Raw genomic sequence first — 25,208 nt, 5'->3', positions numbered from 1 at the left:
GCTGCTGTGGCGGGCCGTGCTCGTGGCCGCCCTGGTGTGCGGAATCGGCCTGCTGCCCTGGCTGTCGCGCACCGACCCCGCGCTGACCGTGCTCAGGGCGCGGTCGGCGGACCGCGACCCCACGCCCGAGACCCTGCGCGCCATCCGGGACCAACTGGGCCTCGACGACGGCCCCCTGATGCTGCTCGGCCGCTGGCTGGGCGGGCTGCTGCACGGGGACGCGGGCACGTCGTGGGTGTCCGGCAGCCAGGTGCTGCCGGGCGTGGTGCAAGCACTCGGCGTGTCACTGCTGTTGATGGCGGGAGCCCTGGTGGTCGCCGCGGGCACGGCGGCCGCCGTCTGCGCCCGCACGCTCCGGCTGGGCGCCCGGGGCCGGCTCGGGGAGCGTCGTCCCGGCGGGACAGGGACGGCCGTGCTGGCCGCGCTGCCCGAGTTCCTCGTCGCCTCGGTGCTGGCCTCGGTGATCGGTGTGCAGCTGGGATGGCTGCCCGCCCTGGGCTGGTACGGGCCGCAGTGGATGGTGCTGCCCTCGCTCGCCATCGGCCTGCCCGCAGGGGCGGTTCTGGGGCGGATGCTGGACGACCTGCTGCCCGGCGCGTTCGAAGAGCCCTGGGCCATGGCGGCCGCGGCGCGCGGCGTTCCGCCGAAGTCCGTGGCGCGGCAGGCGGTGCGCCGCTGTGTCCCCGGACTGCTGCCCAACCTGGCACTGTTCGTGGTCGGACTGACCGGCGGATCGGTCGCCGTCGAGCAGATCTTCGACATCCCGGGCCTCGGCCGGCTCACCCTGCACGCCGCACTCTCCCAGGACCTGCCCGCCCTGCAGACCGGCACACTCGCCCTCGTCCTGCTCGCGGCCACCGCCGGCGTTCTCGCCCGGCTCGCCGCCCGGCTGCTGATCGGTCCGGCGCTGCGCGACGGCGCCCTGCAGTCCCTGCACCGGCCCCGGCCCCCCGCGCCCCGTACCCTGCCGCTGCTCTATGGAGGACTGCTCGCCGCCGTCATCGGCTTCGGGCTGCCCCGCGACGCGCTCGCCCTGGACACGCTCGCCCGGCTGCAAGCCCCCTCCCCGGAGCACCCCTTCGGCACGGACGCGCTCGGCCGGGACGTCCTCGCCCGGATCTCCCACGGGGCGCTGACCACCCTCGGCACCGCCCTCGCGGTGAGTGCCGCCGCCCTCGTCGCCGGACTGCTGCTGGGGCTGCTGCCGAGGCTGTCCGGGCCGCTTGTCGACACCCTCAGCGCGGTACCGCCCGTACTGGCCGGCCTCCTCGTCACCGGCATCATGGGCAGCGGCCCCTGGACGCCCGCGTCGGCCGTGGCCGTCGTGGCCTGGTCCCCGCTGGCCGCGCACACCTCCTCCCTGCTGCGGCAGGAGCGCGCGACCACCCACCTGACGGCCACCCGGGCGCTAGGCGCCGGCCGCTGGTACCTGCTCGTGCACGAACTGCTGCCCGCTGTCCTGCCCCCGGTCGCCCGGCACGCCCTGCTCCGGCTCCCGGGCATCGCGCTGAGCCTCGCCGCGCTCGGCTTTCTCGGCCTGGGCGCCCAGCCGCCGTCCCCCGACTGGGGCCTGCTGCTCGCCGAGAACCAGCCGTACGCCGAGCGTGCCCCCTGGGCCGTCCTCTTCCCCGCCGCCGTACTCGCCCTGCTCGGGGCGCTCGCGGTGACGGCCGCGGGCGGCCTGCGACCGCCCCGGCGGCGTACACGGCCCGCCCGCCCGGCCCCCTCACCAGGGGAACGGGTCATGCCGGCCCCGCTGCGGCGACCCGACCGCCCCGACGCCCTCCTGACTTCCGTGTCCGCCTCACCGACAGAAGAACGATGACCCACCTCATCTCCCGCGTGCTGGGCCGCAAGGCCCCCCGCGCGTCCACCGGCAGTGCGGCGCCCGAGGCGCCGCGCGAGAGCACCTGGCGGCTCTGCAGGGAACTGTCGCCGCTGCTGCGGCTGCTGATCCTCACCCAGCTCGCCTTCAACATCGGCTTCTACGCCGTGCTGCCGTTCCTCGCCGAGCACCTCGGTACCGCGATCGGCATGGCGGGCTGGCTGGTCGGGTTCGTGCTGGGGCTGCGCACGTTCAGCCAGCAGGGGCTGTTCGTGGTCGGCGGCTGGCTCGTCGACCGGTTCGGGGTGCGACCGGTCGTGCTGGCGGGCTGTGTGCTGCGCATCGCCGGGTTCGCGTGGCTCGGCCATGCGGAGGCGAGCGGGGCCGTGATCGGGGCGGTGCTGGTGATCGGTTTCGCCGCCGCCCTGTTCTCTCCGGCCGTGGAGTCCGAGGTGGCCCGCCAGGCGGTGGTCTGGGAGGAGGACGGGCACGGCCCGCGCACCCGGGTCCTCGCCCTGTTCAGTGTGGCGGGCCAGGTCGGGGCGTTCGCCGGGCCGCTGCTCGGCGCACTGCTGCTCGCCGTCGACTTCCGCACGGCGTGCCTCGCCGGTGCCGCGGTGTTCGTGCTCGTCCTCGCCGGGCACCTGTGGCTGATGCCGCAGCACATCCCCGGCCGGGTCCGCGTCCGGGAGCGGGGCGGGGCCCGCGTCCTGCTGCGCAACCGCCGCTTCCTCGCCCTGTGCTGCGCGTACGGCACCTACCTGCTCGCCTACAACCAGCTGTATCTGGCCCTGCCGGACGAGGTGCAGCGCGCGGCCGGCTCCCAGGCGCCCCTGTCCTGGCTCTTCGCGCTGTCCTCGGTGCTGGTGGTCTTCACCCAGCTGCCGGTGACCCGCTGGGCGGGCCACCGGCTCGATCTGCGCCGCTCCATGACCGCGGGACTGCTGCTGATCGCATCCGGCTTCGCGGTGGTGGCCGCGGCGCGGCCCGCAGGCTGGACGGGCGCCGCCGGGCTGCTGCCGGCCGCGGGCTTCGTGATCTTGCTCACCGTGGGGCAGATGCTGGTCGTGCCCGCCGCGCGCGCCTGGGTGCCCGACCTCGCCGAGGAGGGCCGGCTCGGCCTCTACATGGGTGCGCTGTCGTCCGTCTCCGGCCTGATCGTCCTCGCCGGCAGCGCGGCCACGGGCTCCCTGCTCGACCTGGGCCTGCCTGCCGCCGTGCCGTGGCTGGTCCTCGCGGCCGTACCCGCGCTGGCGGTGGCTCTGCTGCCGCGCCGTGAGGAGGGGGCGAGCTCGGCGGCCTGAAACGGCGCCGGCGCCCTGCGGCGACCGGGCGCGCGGGAGCTTCACTCCGGCGGACGACCTCTTCGCTCCGGGATTTCCGAGACCGCACCCTCCGAGGACACCGCTGTGGAGATCAGTGGTCATGCCGCGCCAGTATCCTGGGTCGGCTGCGGCACCCCCCACCAATCCCCGTGCAGAAGCGGGGAGTTCGGCCTGCGGCGACGACCTTCCCACACGCATGAGACGAGGACGAGTGCTGCTAGCGGGCCGCTACCGGCTGGATGTTGAGATCGGGCGCGGTGGAATGGGAGAGGTCTGGCGCGCGTACGACGAGACGCTCGCCAGAGCGGTGGCCGTCAAGCTGCTGCTGCCCCAGGACACCGACGCCACGGCAACGTCCCGGTTCCGTCTGGAGGCGCAGACCGCCGGGCGTCTCAACCACCCCAACGTGGTCGGTGTGCTGGACTTCGGCGAGTACGACAACCGGCTGTACCTGGTGATGGAGCTGGTCGAGGGCGACAGTCTCGCCGGAGTGCTGACCGGCTCCGGCGCGCTGCCCGCCGAGCGGGTGGCCCGGCTCGCCGCGCAGGCGTCCGCGGGGCTCGCCGCCGCGCACGCGCAGGGCATCGTGCACCGGGACGTCAAACCCGCCAACCTGCTGCTGGACGCCCACGGCACGCTCAAGATCGGCGACTTCGGCATCGCGCGGTTCCTCGACGACCCGGGCGCCGCGCTCACCGCCACCGGCCAGATCGTCGGCACCGGCCTCTACCTCGCGCCCGAGCGGGCCCTGGGCAAGCCCGCGGGGCCCGCCTCCGACATGTACTCCCTGGGCTGCGTGCTCTACCAGCTCCTCAGCGGCCGCCCGCCGTTCCAGGCCGACACCGCCGTCGCCCTCCTCCACCAGCATCTCGACTCCGCCCCCGTGCCGCCTCGCGAACTCGGTGTCTCCGGACTCCCGCCCGCGTTCGAGAACTACCTCCTCGGTCTGCTCGCCAAGCAGCCCGAGGACCGGCCCACCGCCCAGCAGGCCGCCGAGTGGTTCACCGGGGGTGCCTGGCGGGGCCTGCCCGAGCCGCTCCCGGAAGTCTCGCCGCCGCTGCGGCCGACGACCACGTCCGCGGCGACGTCCGCCGGGCCGGGCCCGTACGCCGCCGCCGGGGCCGGCAACCCGACCACGTACGCGCTGCCCGCGACCACGGGGCATCGCACCGCGGCCCGGGCGGCCCAGGCGGGGCGTTCGGGCCGCTCGCGCGGGCGCGGCAACCGGTCGAGACTGGCCGCGACGGCCGCCGCCGCGGCACTCTTCCTCGCGGCGATGCTCATCGGCATGCGCTGGTTCTCGCCCGACACGACCACGGAGGGCACGGAGCCCGACACGTCCCCGTCCGCGAGCAGCCCCGCCGCCACGCCGTCCACCGACTCCGCGTCGTCTTCGTCCTCCGATTCCGAGGCCGATCCCGGGACCGGCCCGGCGGCCGGCCCGGGGGCAGCCGACACGCCGACCACCGGCACCGTGGCCGATGTCACTCCGCCCACGCCGACCGCTTCCCCGACGCCTCCCGCTCCGGCGCCCGGCGCAACGCCTCCGACGCAGGAAGCGGGTGACGGCGGCCCGGGGCAGCCGAAGCCGCAGAAGCCGCGCCAGGCCGGGGAGGACGGGGAGAGTGACGCCGGCGCAGACGACGGGGGCGACGACTGACGCGGCCGTGACGTCGTACGGCGGGGCCCTGCCAGCAGCGCGTGGATCAGCCGAGGGATGCGCCGGTGTGCGAGTGGGCGCCCCCTCGCGCGCCCCCTGGGGTGGCTTGTCATCGCCCTTACCCCGGCCTTATTGTCACCAGGCCTTGGTGAACGGGAAATCCGGTGTGATGCCGGTGCGGCCCTCGCCACTGTGAATCGGGAAGTCCGGCTCCGGCCCTCACGGGCAGCCACTGGGTCCTTGCGACCCGGGAAGGCGGAGTCCGGGCGGTGGTACCCGTCAGCCAGGAGACCGGCCAAGGCGCGTCAACCATCCACGAGGTGCTGGAGAGGGTCTGCTGAGCCATGCACATAGCCGAGGGTTTCCTTCCTCCGGCGCACGCGGTCGCCTGGGGCGTCGCGTCGGCGCCGTTCGTCGTCCACGGGGTCCGGTCGCTCACCCGTGAAGTGCGCGAGCACCCCGAGAGCACCCTGCTCCTCGGTGCGTCCGGCGCCTTCACCTTCGTCCTGTCCGCCCTGAAACTGCCGTCCGTCACGGGCAGTTGCTCGCACCCCACCGGCACGGGCCTCGGAGCCATCCTGTTCCGGCCGCCCATCATGGCGGTGCTGGGCACCATCACCCTGCTCTTCCAGGCGCTGCTGCTCGCGCACGGCGGCCTGACCACGCTCGGCGCCAACGTCTTCTCGATGGCGATCGTCGGCCCCTGGGCCGGATACGCCGTCTATAAAATGCTGCGGCGCTCCAACGCGCCACTGATGGTCACGGTGTTCTGCGGCGCGTTCGTCGCCGACCTGTCCACCTACTGCGTCACCAGCGTGCAGCTGGCGTTCGCGTTCCCCGACCCGGGCAGCGGATTCCTGGGCGCGCTCGGCAAGTTCGGCTCCATCTTCGCCGTCACCCAGATCCCGCTCGCGGTGAGCGAGGGCCTGCTGACCGTGCTCGTGATGCGGCTGCTGGTGCAGTCCAGCAAGGGCGAACTGACCCGGCTGGGCGTGCTCCTCGCCAAGAAGCAGGCACGGACCGAGACCGAGGCGGTGGCCCGATGAGCCGGAACACGAAGATCAACCTGCTGCTGCTGTTCGCCGTGGCCGCGCTCGCCGTGCTGCCCTTGGCGCTCGGCCTCGGCGACCACAAGAAGGAGCCGTTCACGGGCGCCGACGCCGAGGCCGAGACGGCGATCACGGAGCTGAAGCCGGACTACGAGCCGTGGTTCTCTCCGCTGTACGAGCCGCCGTCCGGCGAGATCGAGTCGGCGCTGTTCGCCCTCCAGGCGGCCCTCGGCGCCGGCGTCCTCGCCTACTACTTCGGCCTGCGCCGGGGACGCCGGCAGGGCGAGCAGCGGACGCTGGAGCGGGAGGCCGGCAGCGCGCTCGCGGACGCCGCCGGGAAGTCCACCGCGGAACGGGACTGAGCCCGGGTGCTGCCGATCGACGCGGCGGCGCACAGCAGTCGCTGGCGCCGCCGCCATCCCGTGGACAAGGCCGTGCTCGGGCTCGGCCTCACGGTGCTCGCGATCTCCCTGCCGCCCTGGCCGGGTGCGGCCCTGGTGCTCCTGACCGCCCTGGTGGTGCTGTTGGGGCCGGCCGGTGTGCCCGGGCGGCGGCTGTGGCGGGCCTACCGGGTGCCGCTGGGCTTCTGCGTGACCGGCGCCGTCACCCTGCTCGTCCAGGTGGGCGGTCCGGGCGGCTTCGTCTCCCTCGCCGCCGACGGGCCGGTCCGGGCCGGGGAGTTGCTGCTGCGCACCTCGGCGGCCTCCCTGGGCGTGCTGCTGTTCGCCTTCACCACACCCATGTCGGACCTGCTGCCGCGCCTGGTCCGGGCCGGGATTCCCACGCCGGTCGTCGACGTCGCGCTGGTGACGTACCGGATGAGCTTCCTGCTGCTGGACGCCGTGCGCCGCATCCGGGAGGCCCAGGCGGCCCGGCTCGGGCACACCAGCCGGGCCGCGGAGTGGCGTTCCCTGGCCGGGCTCGGCGCCACCGCGTTCGTCCGGGCCTTCGACCGGGCCACCCGTCTCCAGGCCGGGCTCGCCGGGCGCGGCTACGACGGCACGCTGCGCGTCCTGGTGCCCGAGGCCCGGGTCTCCGTCCGCTTCACGGCGGCCAGTTGCGCGCTGCTCGCGGTGCTGGCCGTCCTCACCTTCGTACTGGAAAGGCCGCTGACATGAGCGAGCCCGCCCTCGTCGCCCTGCGGGGCGTGTCCTTCGGCTACGAGGACGGTCCGGCCGTGCTCAGCGGCCTCGACTTCGAGATCCGCGAGGGGCGCGCGCTCGCGCTGCTCGGCCGCAACGGCAGCGGCAAGACCACGCTGATGCGGCTGCTCTCCGGCGGCCTGCGGCCCCACGAGGGCCGGCTGACGGTCGAGGGACAGCCGGTGTCGTACGACCGCAAGGGCCTGACCCGGCTGCGGACGACCGTGCAGCTGGTGGTGCAGGACCCGGACGACCAGCTGTTCGCGGCGTCCGTCGAGCAGGACGTGTCGTTCGGGCCGCTGAACCTCGGCCTGGACGACACCGAGGTGCGGGCGCGGGTGGCGGAGGCGCTCGCCGCGCTGGACATCACGGGCCTGGCCGACCGGCCCACCCATCTGCTCTCCTACGGGCAGCGCAAACGGACCGCCATCGCCGGGGCGGTCGCCATGCGGCCGCGCGTCCTCGTCCTCGACGAGCCGACCGCCGGACTCGACCCCGACGGCCAGGAACGGCTCCTGGCGACCCTCGACGGGCTCCGCGCGGCCGGCACCACGGTGGTGATGGCCACGCACGACGTCGACCTCGCCCTGCGCTGGGCCGACGACGCGGCGCTCCTCACCCCGTCCGGCGTCCGCACCGGGCCCGCGGCCACGGCACTGGCCCGCACGGATCTCCTCCGCGAGGCGGGGCTGCGCCTGCCGTGGGGGGCGGCGGCGGAGGAACTCCTGCGCGCCCATGGGTTGTTGACCGAGACGGAGCCGGGGCCGCGCACGCCGGAGGAACTCGCCGCTGTGACGCCCGCCCGACCGGGGGCGTCCGGAAGGTGAGGCTCACCCCCCGTGCCTCGCCGGGCCGGGAACGGCGAGGTCAGTCGAAGTAGGACTGGAGCGTGCCGCGGCGCCGGATGTCGAGGGTCGCGCAGTGGAACGAGCCGCCGAAGGGGGCGTAGTGCAGCAGGTCGCACGGGATCGGCTCGAAGCCCCACTTCTCCAGCGCGCGCAGCATCCCGGTGTGGTGCCGCTCCGCGATCACCTGCTTCTCGTCGAGCATGAGCACGTTCATGCTGAGCCACTTGCCGCACATCGAGGTGAGCCTGAGCAGCCGCTCGTCGATCGGGTCGGGCTCGGGAGCGACCAGGACGTCCCAGGAGCCGAGGACGTCGGGCAGGCGGTCGGCGTCGATGTACTCGGGGTTGATCAGCACCTTGCCGGGCGCGAGCAGGACGAACGTCGTGTCGATGTGCATCGGGGTGCGGCAGCGGCTGGCGATCTCGTGGATGCGGTACTCGGGGCCGAGGTGGCGTCGCAGCCAGTCGATGCCCGTCGCGTTGGTGACGTTGCTGCGGGTGACGAACAGGTCCCGTCCCGCCCGGACGAAGTCCGCCGCGTCGAAGACGGGCTCGAACTCGGTGAGGATGTACCGCATGGGCTCGCCCGGCTCGGGGACGCGGAAGTCCGGATCGAACAGCTCGTCGGTGAGCTGCGGCTTGGGGGCCGCCGTCCAGCGGGCGCCGCGCCGGAAGTAGTCCTTGAGGATCGGGCGGTAGGAGTGCGTCTCGAAGTAGCGGCACGGCCACGCCATCGGCGTCTCGATGATCTCGTCGCCGATCACGAGCATGCTGTCGCGCGGGCAGGTGTTGCAGAAGCCGCGCGAGGTCCAGTCGGGGGTGCCGAAGCGGCGCCGGTGGTCGACCGCCTCCGGTCGCCTGACCGTGACGCCGAGGGACTCCAGCAGGGCGACGAAGGCGTCGATCTCCTGCTGCGCCTTCTCGACGAGCAGCCGCGGATACCGGAAACCGGCCGCGAGCCCCTGCAACCGCCCTGCCCACGGCGGCACGTTGCAGGTCACCACCGCGTGGTCGGAGGGGATCGTCGCGCCCTCCAGGCGCCCGACGATGATCTCCTCCAGCGGATCCCACTCGGTGTGGGAACCGACCGGCGACACCAGCCGCTCCGCGCCCTCGCCGGGCGCGGGCGGTACTCCGGGATTCTGCAGGACGGTCATGCTCACCACTCTTCGAATCGCAAGCTCTGTGATACGCCGCAAGGTGCCGGATAACTCAACGTGACCCGCCGGAGTCGTGACGTCAACGGTCGAGACGCTCCCGGCTACTGTCCAGGTGCCCGGAACGCGCTTGTCCACGCTCGCCGCACCGCACTACGGTGCCGAGGTGGATCTCTTCTCACGCACCTGGACGGCACTGCGCGCGGCGGTCGACGACCTGTCCGACGAGGACTTCGGACGGCCCTCCGGCTGTACGGGCTGGCTGGTGCGGGACCTGGTGTGCCACCTGATCATCGACGCCCAGGACGTTCTGATCACCCTGGCCACCCCGTCCGGCCGGGAACCCACGCGTGACGCGCTGACGTACTGGGAGATCTCCGCCACGCCGCCCACCGGCGACGACCCGCTCGACGCGCTGACGGTCCGGCTGGCGGCCGCGTACGAGGATCCGCGCCTGCTCACGTTCCACCTGGACGACGTCGGTTCCGCCGCCGGCCGCGCCGCCCTGCTCGCGGACCCGGCCGGGAGGGTCGGTACCCGTGACGAGGTCCTCACCGTGGCCGACTACCTCGACACGTACGTCATGGAGTGGACGCTGCACCATCTCGACCTGATCGCCTACCTCCCGGACCCGGCGCAGCCGCCGGCGGAGGGGCTCACCCGTTCCCGCGAGATGCTGGAGCAGATCGTGGGGAGCCCGTTCCCTGCCTCCTTCCACGACGTGGACGCCCTGTTGATCGGCACCGGGAGGCGGGCGCCGACCCAGGCGGAGCAGGCCGAGCTCGGCGCACTGGCCTCGAAGGTGCCGCTGTACCTGGGCTGACTTCGCGGCCGCGAATCCGCTGCTCACGGGCCCGCCGTCGAACCCTTCCGGCTGAGGTGGGAGCATGGGCGGCATGGACATCCGCCGCAGGAACAATGTCAACGTCGTCGGACCCGACGGCGCGCCGGTGCTGCTCCTGGCGCACGGGTTCGGCTGCGACCAGAACATGTGGCGGCTGGTGGTGCCGGTGCTTGCCGAACGCTACCGGGTGGTGCTGTTCGACTACGTCGGCTCCGGCAGCTCGGACCTTTCGGTATGGAGCGAGGAGCGGTACTCCTCGCTGGGCGGCTACGCCGCTGACGTCGTCGACGTCTGCGAGGAGCTGGACCTGCGGCAGGCGGTGTTCGTGGGGCACTCGGTCAGTGCCATGGTCGGAGTGCTGGCCGCGCAGGCCTCGCCGGAGCGGATCGGGGCGCTCGTGATGGTGACCCCCTCGCCCTGCTACATCGACGACGAGGGCTACCGCGGCGGCTTCAGCACGGAGGACATCGACGAACTGCTCGCCTCCCTGGAGGCGAACTACCTGGGCTGGTCGTCCGCGATGGCCCCGGTGATCATGGGCAACCCGGAGCGGCCGGAGCTGGGCCAGGAACTGACCAACAGCTTCTGCGCCACCGACCCCGACATCGCCCGGGTCTTCGCCCGCACGACCTTCCTCACCGACAGCCGCGAGGACCTGAAGGGCGTGTCCGTGCCGACGCTCGTGCTGGAGTGCGAGCAGGACGCCATCGCGCCCCGCGAGGTCGGCGCCTATGTGCAGGCCTCGATCCCCGCCTCCCGTCTGGTCACGCTCGACGCCACCGGGCACTGCCCGCAGCTCAGCGCGCCGGAGGCCACCGCCGAGGCGATCCTGGACTTCCTGAAGTCGCTGAAGTGATGTGTCGTGCCGGCGGCATACAGGAGCCCGCCGGGACGGGGGACGAGGCGAGCACGGACGCGGCCTTCTCCGCACTGCTGGAGGACAGCGTGGAGGACCTGTACGAGTCCGCGCCCTGCGGCTACCTGTCCACGATGATGGACGGCACGATCGCCAAGATCAACACCACGCTGCTGGACTGGCTCGGCCTGGAACGCGAGGCCGTGGCGGGCCGCAAGCGCTTCGCGGACCTGCTCACCATCGGCGGGAAGTTGTACTACGAAACGCACTTCGCCCCGCTGCTGCGCATGCAGGGCGAGCTGCGGGGCATCGCCCTGGAGATGCGGCGCCAGGACGGCGGCCGGCTGCCGGTGCTGGTCTCCGCCGTGATCAAGTACGGCACCGAGGGCGAGCCCCTGCTGATCCGCATCACCGTCTTCGACGCCTCGGACCGCCGCGCCTACGAGAAGGAACTCCTGCACCGCCGGCAGGAGGCCGAGCGGGCCCGCGCCGAGGCGGACGAGGCCCGGCGGCAGGCCGAGGCCGACCGGACCAGGCTGGCCGACGCGCTCGCCGTCCTGCAGCGCTCCCTCGTCCCGGACTCGCTGCCCGCGGTGCCCGGCCTGGAGACGGCCGTCCACTACCACACGGCCGCGCCGGACCAGCTCGGCGGCGACTTCTACGACCTGTTCCCCGTCGCCGGCGACCGGTGGGCGTTCTTCCTCGGCGACGTGTGCGGCAAGGGCCCCGAGGCCGCCTCCCTCACCTCGCTGACCCGCTACACCCTGCGCGCCGCGGCCCACCACGACCCGGACCCGGCCTCGGCGCTGAGCACGCTGAACGCCGTCCTGCACGAGCGGTACACCGGCGATGGCAACCCCCGGTACTGCACCTGCATCGTCGGGATCGTCGAGCCGGGCGGCGAGCACGGGCCGACGACCGTGCGCCTCGCCTCGGGCGGCCACCCGCCGGCGCTCGTCCTGCGGTCCGACGGCCGTGCCGAGTTCCTGCCCACCCCTGGCGGGCTGCTCATCGGCGTCGTCCCCGGCGCGCCGATCGGCACCGCGGAGACCGTACTGGCGCCCGGTGACACGGTCGTGCTGTACACCGACGGTCTCACCGAGGCCCGCCTCGGCCCACGCCGCGACGACCTGTACGGCGAGGACGCACTGCACGCCTTCGCCACCGAACACGCCCCCGCCGCACCGCACGAGGTCATCGGTGCCCTCACCGCGCTGCTCGAAAGCTTCGGCGACGGTCTCGACGACGACACCGCCCTGCTGGCCCTCGGCGTTCCCGCCGCCCCTTCCCTCATGGCCCCCACGACGATTCACACCTCATGAACCCGCTCACCATCAAACGGAGCGACACCGCGACCGGCCCCGTTCTGCACGTCGCCGGCGACCTGGACTTCGACCAGGCTCCCGCCCTCCGCCCCCCTCTCGACCGGCTCACCCTCTCGCCGGGGCAGTGCCTGGTCCTCGACCTGTCCGGGCTCGACTTCTGCGACTCCTCGGGCATCACCGCACTCCTCGCCGCCCGCCAGCACGCCCTGGCCGCCGACGCCGACGTCGTCCTGGCCGCCGTACCGGCGAACCTGCTGCGCGTCCTCACCCTCGTCGGCCTACCAGGTCTTCACCCTGCGCCCGGACTCCAGCGCCGCGTCATGACGCCGACTCCGGTCACCTCGCCGAGGCCTGGACGATCGCGCCCGTCGCGGCCGTCCAGAACCACTTCCACGCCGGACAGCGCGACGACGCCCGGCTCCTGGCCGCCTGCGAGGAGGCCGGCATCGCCTTCGTGCCGTTCTTCCCACTGGGCGGCGGCATGAGCGATCTCACCGGTGACCGCATGGTCAAGGTCGCGGAACGGCACGGGGCCACCGTCCCGCAGATCGCGCTGGCCTGGCTGCTCGCGTCCTCCCCCGTCACGCTGGCCATCCCCCCACCCCGTCGTCCGCCGCGCCGTTCACCGGCGTGCGCCACCGTCCCACCCCGAGTCCCGAATCCGCCCGCCGCGCCCCTTGGCGCTCCCCGCACACCATTCCCCGGCCGGAAAACACTTGGACGCCGTGGTCGGTATCGCGGGACACTTCCGGACTCGACCCGAAACCTCACACATCCGTTGCGGCGATGGCCCCTGCCCGCACGCGCGGCGTGGCGGGCGGCCACAGGACGACACAGGGGTGGGATGGAAACGCCGGAAACACAGAGGGTTTTACCGGGCAGGCGCTCGGTGCTGCTCGCACTTCGCTACTACGGACGGGAGTTGTCCCGGCTCCGCCGGTGGACGGCACCCGCGATGGTGCTGTCGGCGCTGGGCAACATCGGAATCAACTACGTCGCGCCGCTGATCGTGGCCAAGCTCGTCGGCGACCTCGCCGGCGACAAGGACGTCACGGTCGCCTCGACGCTGCCGTACGTGCTCGGCTTCGCCGGTGTCCTGCTGGTCGCGGAGGCACTGTGGCGCATCGCCCTGCACTGCCTCAACCGTCTCGACGCCCTGGGCATCGAGCACCTGTACGTGATCGGGATGGACGAACTGTTCGCCAAGGACGCCGCGTTCTTCCACGACAACTTCGCCGGCTCGCTGACCAAGCGGGTCCTCAGCTTCGCGTCCCGCTTCGAGCAGTTCGTCGACACGCTGACGTTCCAGATCGTGGGGAGCTTCGTGCCGCTGGCGTTCGGCGCTGTGGTGCTGTGGCGCTACGAACCGCTGCTCGTCGTCGGTCTCCTGGTGATGATCGCGCTGACGGCGGTGCTGGTCGTGCCGCTCGTCCGGCGCCGCCAGGTACTCGTCGACCAGCGTGAGGAGGCGATCGCCCGGGTGTCGGGCCATGTCGCCGACAGTCTGATGAACATGGACACGGTGCGGGCGTTCGCCGCGGAGGAGCGCGAGGCCGCCGAACACCGGTCCCGGGTCGCGAGGTCACGCCGGCTCACCGTGCGGTCGTGGGACTACGGCAATCTGCGCATCGACACGCTGGTCGCGCCGATGTCCGTCCTCACCAGCGCGATGGGCCTGCTGCTCGCGGTGACGCTGGGCGGCGGCGCGCACGGCGTGGAGGCGATCGTGGTCGCCTTCGCCTACTACAACAACGCCACCCGGATCATGTTCGAGTTCAACCAGATATACCGCCGGCTGGAGAGCTCGATGACGGAGGCCGCCCAGTTCACCGAACTGCTCCTGACGCCGCCCACTGTGCTCGACCCGCCGGCACCGGAGCCGCTGCGGACCCGGGCCTCCGACGTCCGCTTCGAGAAGGTGACGTTCGCCCACCGGGGCGGGCGACCGCTCTTCGAGGGCCTCGACCTGGCCGTGCCGAGCGGGGCGAAGATCGGCCTCGTGGGCCGGTCCGGTGGCGGCAAGACCTCCCTCACCCGGCTGCTGCTGCGGATGACCGACATCGACGGCGGCCGCATCCTGATCGGTGGCCAGGACATCAGCCGGGTGCGCCAGGCCGACCTGCGCGGCCGGATCGCGTACGTGCCGCAGGACCCGGCGATGTTCCACCGCACCCTGCGGGACAACATCGCCTTCGCCCGGCCGGACGCCACCGACGCCGAGATCCGCCGGGCGGCCGAGGCGGCCCATGTCATGGAGTTCGCCGACGCGTTGCCGGACGGGTTCGACACCATGGTGGGCGAGCGGGGCGTCAAGCTGTCCGGCGGGCAGCGCCAGCGGGTCGCTCTCGCCCGGGCGATCCTCAGGGACGCGCCGATCCTGCTGCTCGACGAGGCGACCAGCGCCCTGGACTCCGAGAGCGAACTGCTGGTCCAGGAGGCGCTGTGGCGGCTCATGGACGGGCGGACCGCACTGGTGGTGGCGCACCGGCTGAGCACGGTCGCCGGCATGGACCAGCTCGTCGTCCTCGACCGCGGCCGGATCGTCGAGCAGGGCACCCACCAGGAGTTGCTCGCGATCGAGGGTGCCTACGCGAAGCTGTGGCAGCACCAGTCGGGCGGCTTCCTGGACGACACCCCCGGGCGGGCCGAGGTGCTGTAGCGCGGGCTCGCTCACCTCCGCGTGAGGGCCCGTGCCCGGGCAGCCAGGGCCTCCAGCAGAAGGTCCACCGCCTGCTCGAAGGAGCTGTCCGCCATCGCGGGCAGCTCCGCGCGCACCGCGGTCAGGGACGGGTACGTCGCCGGATCGAGGTCCTGGTAGACGTCTCGCCACGACCGGTGATCGGCCTCGCGCCGGTGTGGGGGCAGAGCGTGGAACGCCGCCTCCGTGGCGGCGTGGCTGAGCACGGTGTCGATGAAGGCGAGATAGAGCCGTGCTGCGTCGGCCGGTGGGAAGCCGGCGGCGAGCAGCAGGCCGATCCCGGTCTCCACGGCACGGATCTCGTTGCGGCGCCGGGTCACGCGGTGGGCGGCCATGGCGGCCGCCCGGGGATGGGCGAGGTACCCCGCGCGGACCCTGAGGGCCATCTCGCGCAGGGAGGCCACCCAGTCGTCCCCGGGGGTGAAGCCGGCCATGGCGTCGCCGATGATCCGGTCGGCGATGGCGAGGACCAGGTCGTCGGTGCCGTGGAAGTAGCGGTACAGCGCGGTCGGGTCGCAGCCCAGGGCCGCGCCGAGCCGGCGCACGCTCAGCGCCTCCGGGCCGTGCTCGCCGATGAGCCGCAACGCGGTCTCCACGATCAGGTCCTCCGACAGCAGGACCCCCGACCGGGTCGGTCTCCGACGCCGGCGTTCCTGCGGGACACGGGTGGTCATGACCGGGACTCCTCTCCTCGCGCACCGAAGGCTTCTCGCGCACCGACGGCATCCCGGCCGACCGGCGGCGTCTCGCGTAACGCAGTGAACGGCCCCCGTCGCCTTACGTCAACAGGGTTGACCCAATATGGACACCGGCTGTTCCATCACAGTCCCGCGCGGCTCTTCCCACCCCGTCCCCCGAGGAGCCTTCATGCCGTCCGCACCGCCCCCGCCCCGCCCCGTGCTGCGCCGTTCCCTCGGCGTCGTCGACGGCGTGGCCATCGCCGCCTCCAGCACCGCGGCCACCACCAGCATCGCCATCGGCATGGGCACGATCGCGACCGTCGTGGGCCTGCAGGCCCCGGCGCTGCTCCTGCTGGCGTTCCTGCCGGTGCTGGGCATCGCCCTGGCCTACGCCCGTCTCAACCGCTCCGAACCCAACTGCGGCAACGGCTACACATGGGTCGGCAGATCCCTCGGACCCTGGCCCGGCTTCCTCACCGGCTGGGTGACGCTGGTCGGCTCGGTCATCTTCTGCGCCTACACCAGCGCGATCATGGGCTCGGTCATGCTGGCCTTCGCCAACAAGGCGGGCCTGCGCAGCCTGGCCGGCATCGCCCTGGACCCGACGTCCACCGGTGTCTGCACGGCGGTCGGGCTGGTGATCCTGCTCGCCCTCACCGCCCTGGCCGTCACCGGCGTCCGGAGCGCCACCCGGTTCCAGTTCGCCCTGCTGGTCTTCGAGTACGCGGTGCTGCTCGGATTCTGCGGCTGGGCCCTGGTCACCGGCGACCACGCCGTCTCCCTGTCCTGGTTCAACCCGTTCGAGATCTCCAGCGGCACCGCCTTCGCCCAGGGCATGGTCCTCGCGGTGTTCTTCTTCTGGGGCTGGGACGCGGCGTTCAGCGTCACCGAGGAGACGAAGGACCCGGGCGACTCGGCCCGCGGCGGGCTCATCGCCCTGTTCGCGATGCTCGGCCTGTTCCTCTTCGCCTCGGTCGCCTTCCAGCGCGAGATGAGCCTGGCGGAACTCGTCCGCAACGGCCCGCAGGCCCTCGGCCACCTCGGGGAGAAGCTGGCCGCCGAGCCCTGGGCCACCCTGCCCCTGCTCGCCCTGATGTTCTCAGCGGTCGCCTCCGTACAGGCCACCCTGATCCCCACGGCGCGCGGCCTGCTCGCGATGGGCCGCGACCGCACCATGGGCCCGCTGTGGACCCGGGTCCACCCGCGCTACGGCACGCCCGCCGCCGGGACGGTCGTCGTGATGTCCGTCGCCGCCGTGATCGCCCTGCTCGCCTTCGCGATCCCCGAGCTGAGCGACATGCTGCTGGCCGCCGTCAACGCCATCGGCCTGATCGTGGCCCTCTACTACGGCCTCACCGCGCTCGCCTGCGCCGTGCGCTTCCGCGCCGCACGGCACGAAGGACCGCGCGAGGCGCTGCTCTGCGTCGGCGTGCCCGCCGCGTCCGGGCTGGTGCTGCTGGGCCTCGGCGGCTACCTCGGATACTCGTACCTCACCATGAGCGATCACTTCGAACTGAGCCCGGACAACGGCTGGTTCATGTTCTCGCTGCCCGCCGTGATCGTCCTCGCCGGCCTCGCCATGGCCGTCGTGGCCAAGTACGTCCGGCGCTCGCCCTACTTCACCACCGGGCGCGGCACCGACGCCGAAGCCCTCACCCTGCCGATGGACCGCGCGGCGGTCTGACCCTCCTTGGAGTTCACCCCGATGTCACACCCCCCTGCCCAGGGACCCGCGGACCTCGTCCTGACCGGCGGTCCGGTGCACACCGTCGACCCGGCCCGCAGCCGCGCCACCTCGGTGGCCGTACGCGGCGGGCGGATCGTCGCCGTCGGTCACGACGAGCTGCGCGACCTGACCGGGCCGCGCACCGAGGTCGTCGACCTCGCCGGGAAGCTGCTGCTGCCGGGCTTCCAGGACGCCCACGTCCATCCGATGGGCGCGGGCCTCGAACTCGGCCAGTGCCATCTCGGCGACACCGCCGACGCGGGCGAGTACCTGCGCAGGATCGGAGCGTACGCCGACGAGCATCCGGACGCCGAGTGGATCACCGGGGGCGGCTGGTCCCTGGAGGCGTTCCCCGGCGGCTCCCCGACGGCCGCCGCCCTCGACGCGATCGTCCCGGACCGCCCCGTCTTCCTGCCCAACCGCGACCACCACGGCGCCTGGGTCAACAGCCGGGCGCTGCAACGCGCGGGCATCGACGCCCGGACCCCCGACCCCGCCGACGGCCGGATCGAGCGCGACGCCGAGGGGAACCCCACCGGGATGCTCCAGGAGGGCGCGGTCCACCTGGTGGGCAGGCTGGTGCCGGACCCCACACCCGAGGAGCAGCTCGCCGGCCTGCTGCGCGCCCAGGCCGTGCTGCACTCCCACGGCGTCACCGCCTGGCAGGACGCCATCGTCGGCACGTACGCCAACCTGACCGATCCGGCTCCGGCCTACCTGACGGCCCTGGACCGGGGCCTGCTCACCGCCCGGGTCGTCGGCGCCCTGTGGTGGGACCGGGAGCGCGGCGCCGAGCAGATCCCCGAACTCGTGGCCAGGCGTGAGGAGTTGAGCCGGGACCGGTTCCGCGCCGGCACCGTGAAGATCATGCAGGACGGCATCGCCGAGAACCACACCGCCGCCATGCTGGACCCCTATCTGACCGGGTGCGGCTGCGCCTCGGACAACAGCGGCATCAGCTTCGTCGAGCCGGGCGAGTTGCGGAAGTACGTCACCGAGCTGGACGCGTCCGGATTCCAGGTGCACTTCCACGCGCTCGGCGACCGCGCGGTGCGTGAGGCGCTCGACGCCGTGGAGTCCGCCCGGGCCGCCAACGGCAACCGCGACACACGCCACCACCTGGCCCACCTCCAGGTCGTCCACCCCGGCGACCTGCCCCGTTTTCGTGCGCTGGGCGCGAGCGCCAACCTGCAGATGCTGTGGGCCGCCCACGAACCGCAGATGGACGAGCTGACCCTGCCCTTCCTGGGGCCGGAACGCGGCGCGTGGCAGTACCCCTTCGGGGATCTGCTGCGCGCCGGGGCGACCCTCGCGGCCGGCAGCGACTGGCCCGTCAGCAGCCCCGATCCGCTCCAGGCCATCCATGTCGCCGTCAACCGCGTCTCCCCCGAAGCCCCCGAGGGCACCCCGGCCTTCTTTCCGGAGCAGCGCATCGACCTGGGCACCGCCATCGCCGCTTACACGGCGGGCAGCGCGTATGTGAACCACCTCGACGACACCACCGGCAGCATCACCGTCGGCAAGTCGGCCGACCTCGTCGTCCTGGACCGCGATCCGTTCGCGGGCCCGCCCGAGGAGATCGCCGCGACCCGGGTCCTGGAGACCTTCGTCGAGGGCCGGCGGGTGCACACCGGCGCCTGAGGCGTGTTCCAGTGGGAGCAGGAGCTCACCGTGCGCGGCGCCGACATGCGCCGCGGGGAACGGGGCGAGACGCCGAAGGCGGAGTTGGTGCCGCCGTCCGGCGAGCGAGCCCCAGCCGCAGGCCTCGTGAGCCGCGTGACCCGCGGGTCCGCTCAGGTCTGCCGGGCGTGCACCGGATGGTGGGCGACATCGTCCGGGCACCGACGATGCGGCTCCGGCTTCCGCCGGTCGCGCCGCCAGTCGTACGCCGCGAGAGCCAGGGACGCGGCCATCCCGGCGAGCCCGGCGGCCATCGCCAGGAAGAGCGCACCGCGGTAGTCGTCGCTCCTGCTGCCGAGCACCAGGTAGTAGATGCCGGGCAGGGCGGCGGTGCCCACCGCGGCGCCGAGCCGCTGGCCGGTCTGCAGGGCGCCGCCCGCCGCTCCCGCCATGTGCACGGGCACGTCGCGCAGCGTCATGGTGATGTTGGGGGAGATCACGCACCCGCCGCCGACGCCGCCGAGGAACAGGACCGGGGCGGCGATCCAGGGGGCGATGTCGAGGGGCGCGAAGCGCAACAGCAGTGCGGCGCCGCCCAGCCCGAGGATCACGCCCGTGAGCCCGCCCACGGTGAGCAGGCGGCCCAGCCGGTCGACGAGGCGCCCGGAGACCGCGGCGGCGAAGGCCGAGCCCAGGGCGAAGGGTGTGACGGCGAGGCCGGACTCGAGCGGGGAGAAGCCCAGGCCGTGCTGGTAGAAGAGGGCGAAGACCAGCCAGACCCCACTGAAGCCGATGAAGTAGAGCGTGCCGACGCCGGCGCCCACGGCGTAGCCGCGCACGGTGGTGAACAGGCGCGGATCGAGCAGCGGCTGGGTCCCGCGGTTCAGCAGGCGGCGCTGCCAGCGGGTGAAGACGTAGAGGAGCCCGGCGCCGGCCAGGAACATCCACCACAGCCGTGTGAGGCCGCCGGTTTCGGCCTGGACCAGCGGATACATGAGCGCGAGGACGCCGAGGCCGAGGAGCAGGACGCCGGGCAGGTCGACGTGTTCCCGGCCGGAGCGCCGGGTGCGGGGCAGCAGGCGGCGGCCGAGGAGGACCGCGAGGATGCCGATGGGGACGTTGACGTAGAAAATCCACCGCCAGCCCTGGGCCCCGTCGGCCAGGGCGAGGATGAGGCCGCCGGTGAGAGGGCCGACGCCGGAGGAGATGCCGACGGTGGCGCCGAAGAAGCCGAAGGCGCGGCCGCGTTCGCCGCCCCGGAACATCTGCTGGATGAGCGCGGAGTTCTGCGGGGCCATGAAGCCGGCCGCCAGGCCCTGGGCGAGCCGGGCCACCACCAGCAGCGTGATGTTCGGGGCCGCCCCGCAGGCCGCGCTGAAGAGCACGAAGCCGCTGAGGGCGAACAGGAAGATGCGGCGCCGGTCCAGGGCGTCGCCGAGGCGGCCGGCGGTGACGAGGGCGAGGCCGAAGGAGAGGGCGTAGCCGGACACCACCCACTGCACCTCGGCCGCGGAGGCGTGCAACTGCTGCTGGATGGTGGGCAGGGCCACCGCCACGATCGACACGTCCAGCAGGCTCATGAACCCGGCGACCAGGGTGACCCACAGGGCCCGCCAACGGTTCGGGTCCGGCTCGTACCCGTCGTCCTGTGCGCCCTGGTTCCGGCCGCCCGCCGCTGACGCTGTCACTTGGGCTCCTCTCACCAGGCACGCACCCGGCGAATCAAGTTCCCCCGCCGGGGCACGGGCACACCCCCGTCCCGGAGATCCTCCCGGACGGCGCGGCGACCCGCCTCTCACTCTGAGCGCCCGTGCATCACCCTGCGTGATCGACCGGATGCCGCGCGAAGGGGATCGTTTGAGCGCGCGAGATCTGTGCAGGCGTGGTGCTTGGGAAGACGTACGGCGAAAGGAACCACGTGATGGCGGCGACCGACAACGACGAGTCGGTGGATCCCGCGGCTGTGAGACGACACCCGATGCTGTTCCGGGCGATCGAGAAACGACGTCATCCGAGACTGCGCCGCAGCGACATCACGGTGACCGACGATGCGGCGGTCAAGCGCGCCACCAAGGCCGCGGCCCTGGGCAACGCGATGGAGTGGTACGACTTCGGCATCTACAGCTATCTGGCGTCGACCATCGGGAGGGTCTTCTTCCCCTCCGGCAGCGACACCGCCCAGCTGCTCGGCTCCTTCGCGACCTTCGCGGTGGCCTTCCTGGTGCGTCCCCTCGGAGGCATGGTCTTCGGGCCGCTCGGGGACAAGGTGGGGCGCAAGCGCATCCTCTCCCTCACCATGATCATGATGGCGGTGGGGACCTTCGCCATCGGCCTGGTGCCCTCGCACGCCGTCATCGGCCTGTGGGCCCCGGCCCTGCTGATCTTCTTCCGGCTGGTGCAGGGATTCTCGACCGGCGGGGAGTACGGGGGCGCCTCGACGTTCATCGCGGAGTACGCGCCGGACAAGCGGCGCGGCTTCTTCGGCAGCTTCCTGGAACTCGGCACACTCGCCGGTTATGTCGGGGCCTCCGGTCTCGTCGTCGTCCTCCAGACGGTCCTCAGCGACGACCAGATGCTGGCGTGGGGCTGGCGCATCCCCTTCCTGGTCGCGGCCCCGCTCGGCCTCATCGGCCTCTACCTGCGGCTCAAGCTGGACGAGACGCCCGCCTTCCAGAAGCTGGAGGGCGGTCAGGCCAAGGCGAGCGAGGCCGCCGACGCCGTGGAGACCTCGGCCGCCGCCGACCTCGGCAAGATCTTCACCCGGTACTGGCGGCCGCTGCTGCTGTGCCTGGCGCTGGTCGCGGCGTACAACATCACCGACTACATGCTGCTGTCGTACATGCCGACGTACCTGTCGGACGAGCTGGGCTACGGGACCAACCACGGCCTGCTGATCCTGCTCGTCGTGATGGTGGTGCAGATGTGCGTCATCAACCAGGTCGGGCGGCTGTCGGACCGCTTCGGGCGCAAGCCGCTGCTGATGACGGGGATGCTCGGTTTCCTGTTCCTGTCCCTGCCGTCGTTCCTGCTCATCCGGCAGGGCAGCGTCGTCCTCATCACCCTGGGCCTGCTGCTGATGGGGCTCTCGCTGGTGGCGATGCTCGGCACGATGTCGGCGGCGCTCCCGGCGATATTCCCCACGCAGGTGCGCTACGGCTCGCTGTCGGTGGCGTACAACCTGGCCACCTCGATCTTCGGCGGCACGACACCGCTGGTGATCACCGCCCTGATCAGTGCCTTCGACTCGACCCTCATGCCGGCGTACTACGCCACCGGCGCCGCGGTGATCGGCGTCATCGCCGTGCTGTGCATGCGGGAGACCGCCAACAAGCCCCTGGCCGGCTCCCCGCCGTCCGTGGAGACGGAGGCGGAGGCGCGGGAACTCGTCCAGGCGCAGTCCCCCCAGCCCAGGTTCTGACCGACGCGGTAGGCCCCGTCCGCACCAGTGCGGACGGGGCCTTTCGCGGTTGGGTCCGGGCAGGGCGGGAACGCGGTGCGCGGTACGACCCCCAAGGTGAGGCCGGTAAGGCGATGACCGAGTACGAACGTTCCCGCACGATGCCCGCACAGCCCGAGCAGGTCTTCGACCAGGCCGCGAACGTCGGCCGGCTGGACAGCTGGCTGCCGGAGGCCCTGCACGTGGAGGCCGGGGAGCTGCCGGCCGTCACCGTGCACGAGGACCGCACCGACGAGGACACCTCCGCCCTGTTGCGCGCCCGGCGGGACCAGATGCGGCTCGAATGGGGCACCCGCGACCAGGGCGACTACGCGGGCTGGCTCCAGGTCGCCGGGCTGGACGGCGGGACCAGCGAGGTGACCGTGCATCTGTCGTTCTTCGACGACAGCCACGACCCGGGCGAGCAGGCCGTCGCCGATGCCCTGGACTCCAGCCTGAGGCGGCTGGAGGAGCAGGTGCGGCTGCACGTCGACCACGCGGCCGGCTGACGCACCGTGGCGCGCACCAAGCAGTACGCCGTCGCCGCGTCCGGGCAGTGGACCGACGAGGAGGAGGGCCGGCGTCGACTGCCCTCGGGTGAGGTGCACGCCTGGGAGCCGGGCCGCAACGAAACGGTCTGCGGCCTGTCCCTCAGCCGTTCCCGGCTGGTCCGCTTCCCGCACGTCGGCTGGCCGGACACCTTCCCGGAGTCCGGCGGCGCGGCGGACCGGGTACAGCGGCAGTGCCCGCGCTGCGCCTCGGTGGCGGGCCGCCGGGGGCCGGACGCCCGCCCGCGCTGGCAGCGCATCGATCCCCGGCCGTGAGCGCGCCCGCGCCGACGGGCCCGGCGTGGCGGCATCCCCGCGACCGGCCCCGTCGGCGGACGCGGGATCTCAAGGAGGGCCGGCGTCCGCCCCCGGAACCGGCCCGCGGTCCCGGCCGTCGCACACCGGGGCGGCGCCGCACGCGGCGGCCATGGGGCGGATGGGGACCCCGTTGGTGCGCAGCACCTCGCGCACGTCCAGGATCAGGGAGAACACCTCGCGATTGCGGTCCTCGCCCTGCTCGTCCCAGGCCCGCTGCTCGGCCTCGACGGCCATACGGTCCTCGGCGAACACCCGCTCGGTGAAGCGCCTGATGAGCGGCCAGGCCAGGTGCAGAGCGCCGGGAAGGCGCGGCTTCTCGATCATGAGGAGGCCGAAGGTGTGGCATCTGCGCTGCTCGGCGTCCTCGGGCACGTAGGCGGCCCAGAGGCGGAAGGCGGGCCGCTCGGCGTTCTCCGGGACCAGGTCGAGGGTCTGGTACGGGTACTCGGTGCGGATCGTCATGACGTCGCGGGAGTCACTGCCGCCGATGCCCTCGGAGGCCAGCAGGCTGGCCCCGCGGTTCCGCTTGCCCCCGGCGTGGCTGAACACGTACCTGGCCTCCACCGACCGCTCATCGGTGCGGTGGTCCAGCAGTTCGGGGTGGAGCCTGCCGACGACGCCCCGGTGGAGGAACTGGTGGTTCATGTCGAGCAGGTTCTCGTGCATGAAGGAGTAGTGGCAGCGCACCGTGCGGGAGTAGGTCATCGTCCTGTAGCGCGGCGAGCCGAACGCCGGCAGGTCGGGCAGCGGGGTGACGGCCGCCTTGTCCGGGTCGCCCGGGAACGCGAACACCAGGCCGTACGCCTCGCGGACGGGGTAACCGCGCACGCCACGCGGCGGCCGGCCGTCGCCCTTGGAGAGGTACGGGATCTGCGAAAGGCGGCCGTCGCCGCGGTAGGCCCAGGCGTGGTAGCAGCAGCGCAAGGCCTCGCCCTCCACGACGCCCATGCTCAGCGGGACCTGACGGTGGGCGCAGCGGTCCTCCAGCGCGTACACGGTGCCGCTCTCGCCTCGGTACAGCGCGATGCGCTCACCGGCGAACATCGTCGCGAACGTCCGCCTGCTCCGCACGTCCTTCGACAGCGCGACCGGGTACCAGTGGTCCGGGTTCGCCCCGACGCGCCGGAGGTCGACCATGCCGGTGACCGGGTCGCGGTGCGCCGGGGGCCACTCGCTCCCGGCAGAGAAGGTCCCGGCCTCGTCGGTCTCGGTCATACCTCTCCCTCGCGCGTACGGCAGCGACAGCCGCGCGTCACATCAGGCAGCACCGAGCTGCCGACGCGGACGCCCCGGCACCGCCCATCCTGGCCGTGAGGTGCCGTTCACGCCCTGCCCAGCGCGTACGGACGGGTGAGTCCGCCGGGGGCGTACTGGCCAGGTCGGCCACCGGGGCTAGAGATCGAGCGCGGGGAGACCTGCCAGGCCGGTGTCGCCCATGATGCGGTCCACGGTCTCCCGCAGGGTGCTGTCGGAGCCGATGACGGTCTCGACGCCGCCGGGCAGCAGGTCCAGTTCCCGGTACCAGTCCCGCAGCTGCGGCTCGCCGAACTCGTTCGCGATCGGCTTGGTGGCATGGCGGAGGAGGGTCTCCTCGAACGGGACGTGCAGGTAGTAGGCGTGGGTCGGCCCGCGGTGGTCGGCCCGCAGCCGGGTGAGCATCTCGCCGTAGCGGTCGGCGTACAGGATCCCTTCGACGAGGACGTGGTACCCGGCATCGAGCGCGTAGCGGGCCGTCAGGTCGATCAGACCGATGTTCGCCGCCCCGGGCCGGTCCCTCTCCCGCAGCACGACGCGGCGCAGATTGTCCTGTCCGACCAGCGCCAGCCCCCGCCCGAACCTCTCACGGACCCCGGCCGCGACGGACGACTTCCCCGCCGCGCTGTTGCCCCGCAGCACGATCAGCCGGGTCTGTTCGGTCCCCACCATCACGGTGGCCACCTCAGGCGGGACGGTGACGGTGTTCGGGCACGGTGCCGCCGACCGCCCACAGCCACGTGCGCCTGTGGGTGCGGCCCACCGGGTCCGTGCTGTGCGCGGCTGCCACCGCCGTCATGAACGGCCCTGCGAGGAAGGTCGTGCCGAGTGGGGCGATGGCCCCGTCCGTGCCGATCGCCACACCGCGCCCGACGGTGCCCTGACTCGTCACGCGCTC

The 25,208-nt window shown here is 72.8% G+C and carries 22 protein-coding genes, 2 pseudogenes and 1 riboswitch; of the genes and pseudogenes, 18 read left to right on the top strand and 6 right to left on the bottom strand.

Features of this window, described 5'->3' with window-relative positions; translation table 11 throughout:
- Positions 1-16: 16 nt before the first annotated feature.
- From ACIRDU_RS10775 to ACIRDU_RS10745, 7 genes are all read left to right on the top strand, one after another.
- Positions 17-1,825 (top strand): ABC transporter permease subunit, encoded by a 1,809-nt coding sequence (locus tag ACIRDU_RS10775; RefSeq protein WP_403577386.1) that lies wholly within the window; start codon positions 17-19, stop codon positions 1,823-1,825.
- The gene (locus tag ACIRDU_RS10770) at positions 1,822-3,129 is read left to right on the top strand and encodes an MDR family MFS transporter (protein WP_403576893.1); all 1,308 of its coding nucleotides are present in this window, start codon (positions 1,822-1,824) and stop codon (positions 3,127-3,129) included. The genes ACIRDU_RS10775 and ACIRDU_RS10770 overlap by 4 nt, the downstream gene beginning before the upstream one ends.
- A 217-nt stretch (positions 3,130-3,346) precedes the next feature.
- The gene (locus ACIRDU_RS10765) at positions 3,347-4,810 is read left to right on the top strand and encodes a serine/threonine-protein kinase (protein WP_403576891.1); all 1,464 of its coding nucleotides are present in this window, start codon (positions 3,347-3,349) and stop codon (positions 4,808-4,810) included.
- 129 nt (positions 4,811-4,939) lie between these two features.
- Positions 4,940-5,125, top strand: a riboswitch (cobalamin riboswitch).
- A gap of 29 nt (positions 5,126-5,154) precedes the next feature.
- A complete protein-coding gene (locus tag ACIRDU_RS10760; RefSeq protein ID WP_403576889.1) occupies positions 5,155-5,856 on the top strand; it encodes an energy-coupling factor ABC transporter permease in 702 nt (233 codons plus the stop codon).
- Positions 5,853-6,221 (top strand): energy-coupling factor ABC transporter substrate-binding protein, encoded by a 369-nt coding sequence (locus ACIRDU_RS10755; RefSeq protein WP_403576887.1) that lies wholly within the window; start codon positions 5,853-5,855, stop codon positions 6,219-6,221. Before ACIRDU_RS10760 ends, ACIRDU_RS10755 begins: the two co-directional genes overlap by 4 nt.
- A gap of 6 nt (positions 6,222-6,227) precedes the next feature.
- Entirely contained in the window at positions 6,228-6,977 is a 750-nt protein-coding gene (gene cbiQ / locus ACIRDU_RS10750; protein ID WP_403576885.1) for a cobalt ECF transporter T component CbiQ, read from the top strand.
- Positions 6,974-7,828, top strand: coding sequence for an energy-coupling factor ABC transporter ATP-binding protein (locus ACIRDU_RS10745; RefSeq protein ID WP_403576883.1), 855 nt, complete (start codon positions 6,974-6,976; stop codon positions 7,826-7,828). The genes cbiQ and ACIRDU_RS10745 overlap by 4 nt, the downstream gene beginning before the upstream one ends.
- A gap of 40 nt (positions 7,829-7,868) precedes the next feature.
- Here ACIRDU_RS10745 and ACIRDU_RS10740 read toward each other — a convergent pair whose 3' ends face one another.
- A complete protein-coding gene (locus tag ACIRDU_RS10740) occupies positions 7,869-9,005 on the bottom strand; it encodes an amidinotransferase (RefSeq protein WP_403576881.1) in 1,137 nt (378 codons plus the stop codon).
- 166 nt (positions 9,006-9,171) lie between these two features.
- On the opposite strand from ACIRDU_RS10740, the gene ACIRDU_RS10735 reads away from it, so the two are divergent.
- The 6 genes and pseudogenes from ACIRDU_RS10735 to ACIRDU_RS10710 all read left to right on the top strand — a co-directional run bounded on the left by ACIRDU_RS10735 (position 9,172) and on the right by ACIRDU_RS10710 (position 14,689).
- Entirely contained in the window at positions 9,172-9,828 is a 657-nt protein-coding gene (locus tag ACIRDU_RS10735; RefSeq protein ID WP_403576879.1) for a maleylpyruvate isomerase N-terminal domain-containing protein, read from the top strand.
- Positions 9,829-9,901: 73 nt separating this feature from the next.
- Complete coding sequence (locus ACIRDU_RS10730) at positions 9,902-10,705, top strand: alpha/beta fold hydrolase (protein ID WP_403577384.1); 804 nt, start codon at positions 9,902-9,904, stop codon at positions 10,703-10,705.
- A complete protein-coding gene (locus ACIRDU_RS10725) occupies positions 10,705-12,027 on the top strand; it encodes a PP2C family protein-serine/threonine phosphatase (RefSeq protein WP_403577382.1) in 1,323 nt (440 codons plus the stop codon). The genes ACIRDU_RS10730 and ACIRDU_RS10725 overlap by 1 nt, the downstream gene beginning before the upstream one ends.
- Positions 12,024-12,251, top strand: a pseudogene (locus ACIRDU_RS10720) (STAS domain-containing protein); the annotation flags it as partial. The gene ACIRDU_RS10725 and the pseudogene ACIRDU_RS10720, both read left to right, overlap by 4 nt.
- Positions 12,155-12,580, top strand: a pseudogene (locus ACIRDU_RS10715) (hypothetical protein); the annotation flags it as partial. The pseudogenes ACIRDU_RS10720 and ACIRDU_RS10715, both read left to right, overlap by 97 nt.
- Before the next feature lie 339 nt (positions 12,581-12,919).
- Positions 12,920-14,689 (top strand): ABC transporter ATP-binding protein, encoded by a 1,770-nt coding sequence (locus ACIRDU_RS10710; protein ID WP_403577379.1) that lies wholly within the window; start codon positions 12,920-12,922, stop codon positions 14,687-14,689.
- Between the two features lie 11 nt (positions 14,690-14,700).
- Here ACIRDU_RS10710 and ACIRDU_RS10705 read toward each other — a convergent pair whose 3' ends face one another.
- A complete protein-coding gene (locus ACIRDU_RS10705; protein ID WP_403576877.1) occupies positions 14,701-15,402 on the bottom strand; it encodes a TetR/AcrR family transcriptional regulator in 702 nt (233 codons plus the stop codon).
- A 193-nt stretch (positions 15,403-15,595) separates the two neighbouring features.
- Here ACIRDU_RS10705 and ACIRDU_RS10700 point away from each other — a divergent pair, with 193 nt between their 5' ends.
- Complete coding sequence (locus ACIRDU_RS10700; protein ID WP_403576875.1) at positions 15,596-17,092, top strand: APC family permease; 1,497 nt, start codon at positions 15,596-15,598, stop codon at positions 17,090-17,092.
- A gap of 21 nt (positions 17,093-17,113) precedes the next feature.
- Positions 17,114-18,775, top strand: coding sequence for an amidohydrolase (locus ACIRDU_RS10695; RefSeq protein ID WP_403576873.1), 1,662 nt, complete (start codon positions 17,114-17,116; stop codon positions 18,773-18,775).
- Positions 18,776-18,927: 152 nt separating this feature from the next.
- Here the strand turns inward: ACIRDU_RS10695 and ACIRDU_RS10690 are convergent, their stop codons facing one another.
- Entirely contained in the window at positions 18,928-20,442 is a 1,515-nt protein-coding gene (locus ACIRDU_RS10690; RefSeq protein WP_403576871.1) for an MFS transporter, read from the bottom strand.
- 233 nt (positions 20,443-20,675) lie between these two features.
- On the opposite strand from ACIRDU_RS10690, the gene proP reads away from it, so the two are divergent.
- From proP to ACIRDU_RS10675, 3 genes are all read left to right on the top strand, one after another.
- Positions 20,676-22,172: a glycine betaine/L-proline transporter ProP gene (proP, locus tag ACIRDU_RS10685; RefSeq protein WP_403576869.1), complete on the top strand. Its 1,497-nt coding sequence runs from the start codon at positions 20,676-20,678 to the stop codon at positions 22,170-22,172.
- A 113-nt stretch (positions 22,173-22,285) separates the two neighbouring features.
- Positions 22,286-22,699, top strand: a complete 414-nt coding sequence (locus ACIRDU_RS10680) for an SRPBCC family protein (protein WP_403576867.1) — start codon at positions 22,286-22,288, stop codon at positions 22,697-22,699.
- 6 nt (positions 22,700-22,705) lie between these two features.
- The gene (locus tag ACIRDU_RS10675) at positions 22,706-23,014 is read left to right on the top strand and encodes a hypothetical protein (protein ID WP_403576865.1); all 309 of its coding nucleotides are present in this window, start codon (positions 22,706-22,708) and stop codon (positions 23,012-23,014) included.
- A 69-nt stretch (positions 23,015-23,083) separates the two neighbouring features.
- Here the strand turns inward: ACIRDU_RS10675 and ACIRDU_RS10670 are convergent, their stop codons facing one another.
- The 3 genes from ACIRDU_RS10670 to ACIRDU_RS10660 form a co-directional block, all read right to left on the bottom strand.
- A complete protein-coding gene (locus ACIRDU_RS10670; RefSeq protein WP_403576863.1) occupies positions 23,084-24,271 on the bottom strand; it encodes a Rieske 2Fe-2S domain-containing protein in 1,188 nt (395 codons plus the stop codon).
- A gap of 177 nt (positions 24,272-24,448) precedes the next feature.
- On the bottom strand, positions 24,449-24,982 hold the full coding sequence (locus tag ACIRDU_RS10665; RefSeq protein ID WP_403576861.1) for a kinase: 534 nt from the start codon (positions 24,980-24,982) through the stop codon (positions 24,449-24,451).
- Between the two features lie 13 nt (positions 24,983-24,995).
- Positions 24,996-25,202: a hypothetical protein gene (locus ACIRDU_RS10660; protein ID WP_403576859.1), complete on the bottom strand. Its 207-nt coding sequence runs from the start codon at positions 25,200-25,202 to the stop codon at positions 24,996-24,998.
- Between the last annotated feature and the right edge of the window lie 6 nt (positions 25,203-25,208).

The organism is Streptomyces sp. NPDC093598 (assembly GCF_044764825.1).
Classification (GTDB): Bacteria; Actinomycetota; Actinomycetes; order Streptomycetales; family Streptomycetaceae; genus Streptomyces.
The sequence above is the reverse complement of the archived record's forward strand: the minus strand, read 5'-3'. Positions and strand labels throughout refer to the sequence as shown.

What these genes read in the sequence shown, in the direction of transcription:
- ACIRDU_RS10770 (WP_403576893.1), top strand. Translation starts at nt 1,822, where the DNA reads ATGACCCACCTCATCTCCCGCGTGCTGGGCCGCAAGGCCCCCCGCGCG.
- ACIRDU_RS10765 (WP_403576891.1), top strand. Translation starts at nt 3,347, where the DNA reads ATGAGACGAGGACGAGTGCTGCTAGCGGGCCGCTACCGGCTGGATGTT.
- ACIRDU_RS10760 (WP_403576889.1), top strand. Translation starts at nt 5,155, where the DNA reads ATGCACATAGCCGAGGGTTTCCTTCCTCCGGCGCACGCGGTCGCCTGG.
- ACIRDU_RS10755 (WP_403576887.1), top strand. Translation starts at nt 5,853, where the DNA reads ATGAGCCGGAACACGAAGATCAACCTGCTGCTGCTGTTCGCCGTGGCC.
- ACIRDU_RS10745 (WP_403576883.1), top strand. Translation starts at nt 6,974, where the DNA reads ATGAGCGAGCCCGCCCTCGTCGCCCTGCGGGGCGTGTCCTTCGGCTAC.
- ACIRDU_RS10740 (WP_403576881.1), bottom strand. Translation starts at nt 9,005, where the DNA reads ATGACCGTCCTGCAGAATCCCGGAGTACCGCCCGCGCCCGGCGAGGGC.
- ACIRDU_RS10730 (WP_403577384.1), top strand. Translation starts at nt 9,902, where the DNA reads ATGGACATCCGCCGCAGGAACAATGTCAACGTCGTCGGACCCGACGGC.
- ACIRDU_RS10725 (WP_403577382.1), top strand. Translation starts at nt 10,705, where the DNA reads ATGTGTCGTGCCGGCGGCATACAGGAGCCCGCCGGGACGGGGGACGAG.
- ACIRDU_RS10705 (WP_403576877.1), bottom strand. Translation starts at nt 15,402, where the DNA reads ATGACCACCCGTGTCCCGCAGGAACGCCGGCGTCGGAGACCGACCCGG.
- ACIRDU_RS10700 (WP_403576875.1), top strand. Translation starts at nt 15,596, where the DNA reads ATGCCGTCCGCACCGCCCCCGCCCCGCCCCGTGCTGCGCCGTTCCCTC.
- ACIRDU_RS10695 (WP_403576873.1), top strand. Translation starts at nt 17,114, where the DNA reads ATGTCACACCCCCCTGCCCAGGGACCCGCGGACCTCGTCCTGACCGGC.
- proP (WP_403576869.1), top strand. Translation starts at nt 20,676, where the DNA reads ATGGCGGCGACCGACAACGACGAGTCGGTGGATCCCGCGGCTGTGAGA.
- ACIRDU_RS10680 (WP_403576867.1), top strand. Translation starts at nt 22,286, where the DNA reads ATGACCGAGTACGAACGTTCCCGCACGATGCCCGCACAGCCCGAGCAG.
- ACIRDU_RS10670 (WP_403576863.1), bottom strand. Translation starts at nt 24,271, where the DNA reads ATGACCGAGACCGACGAGGCCGGGACCTTCTCTGCCGGGAGCGAGTGG.
- ACIRDU_RS10665 (WP_403576861.1), bottom strand. Translation starts at nt 24,982, where the DNA reads ATGGTGGGGACCGAACAGACCCGGCTGATCGTGCTGCGGGGCAACAGC.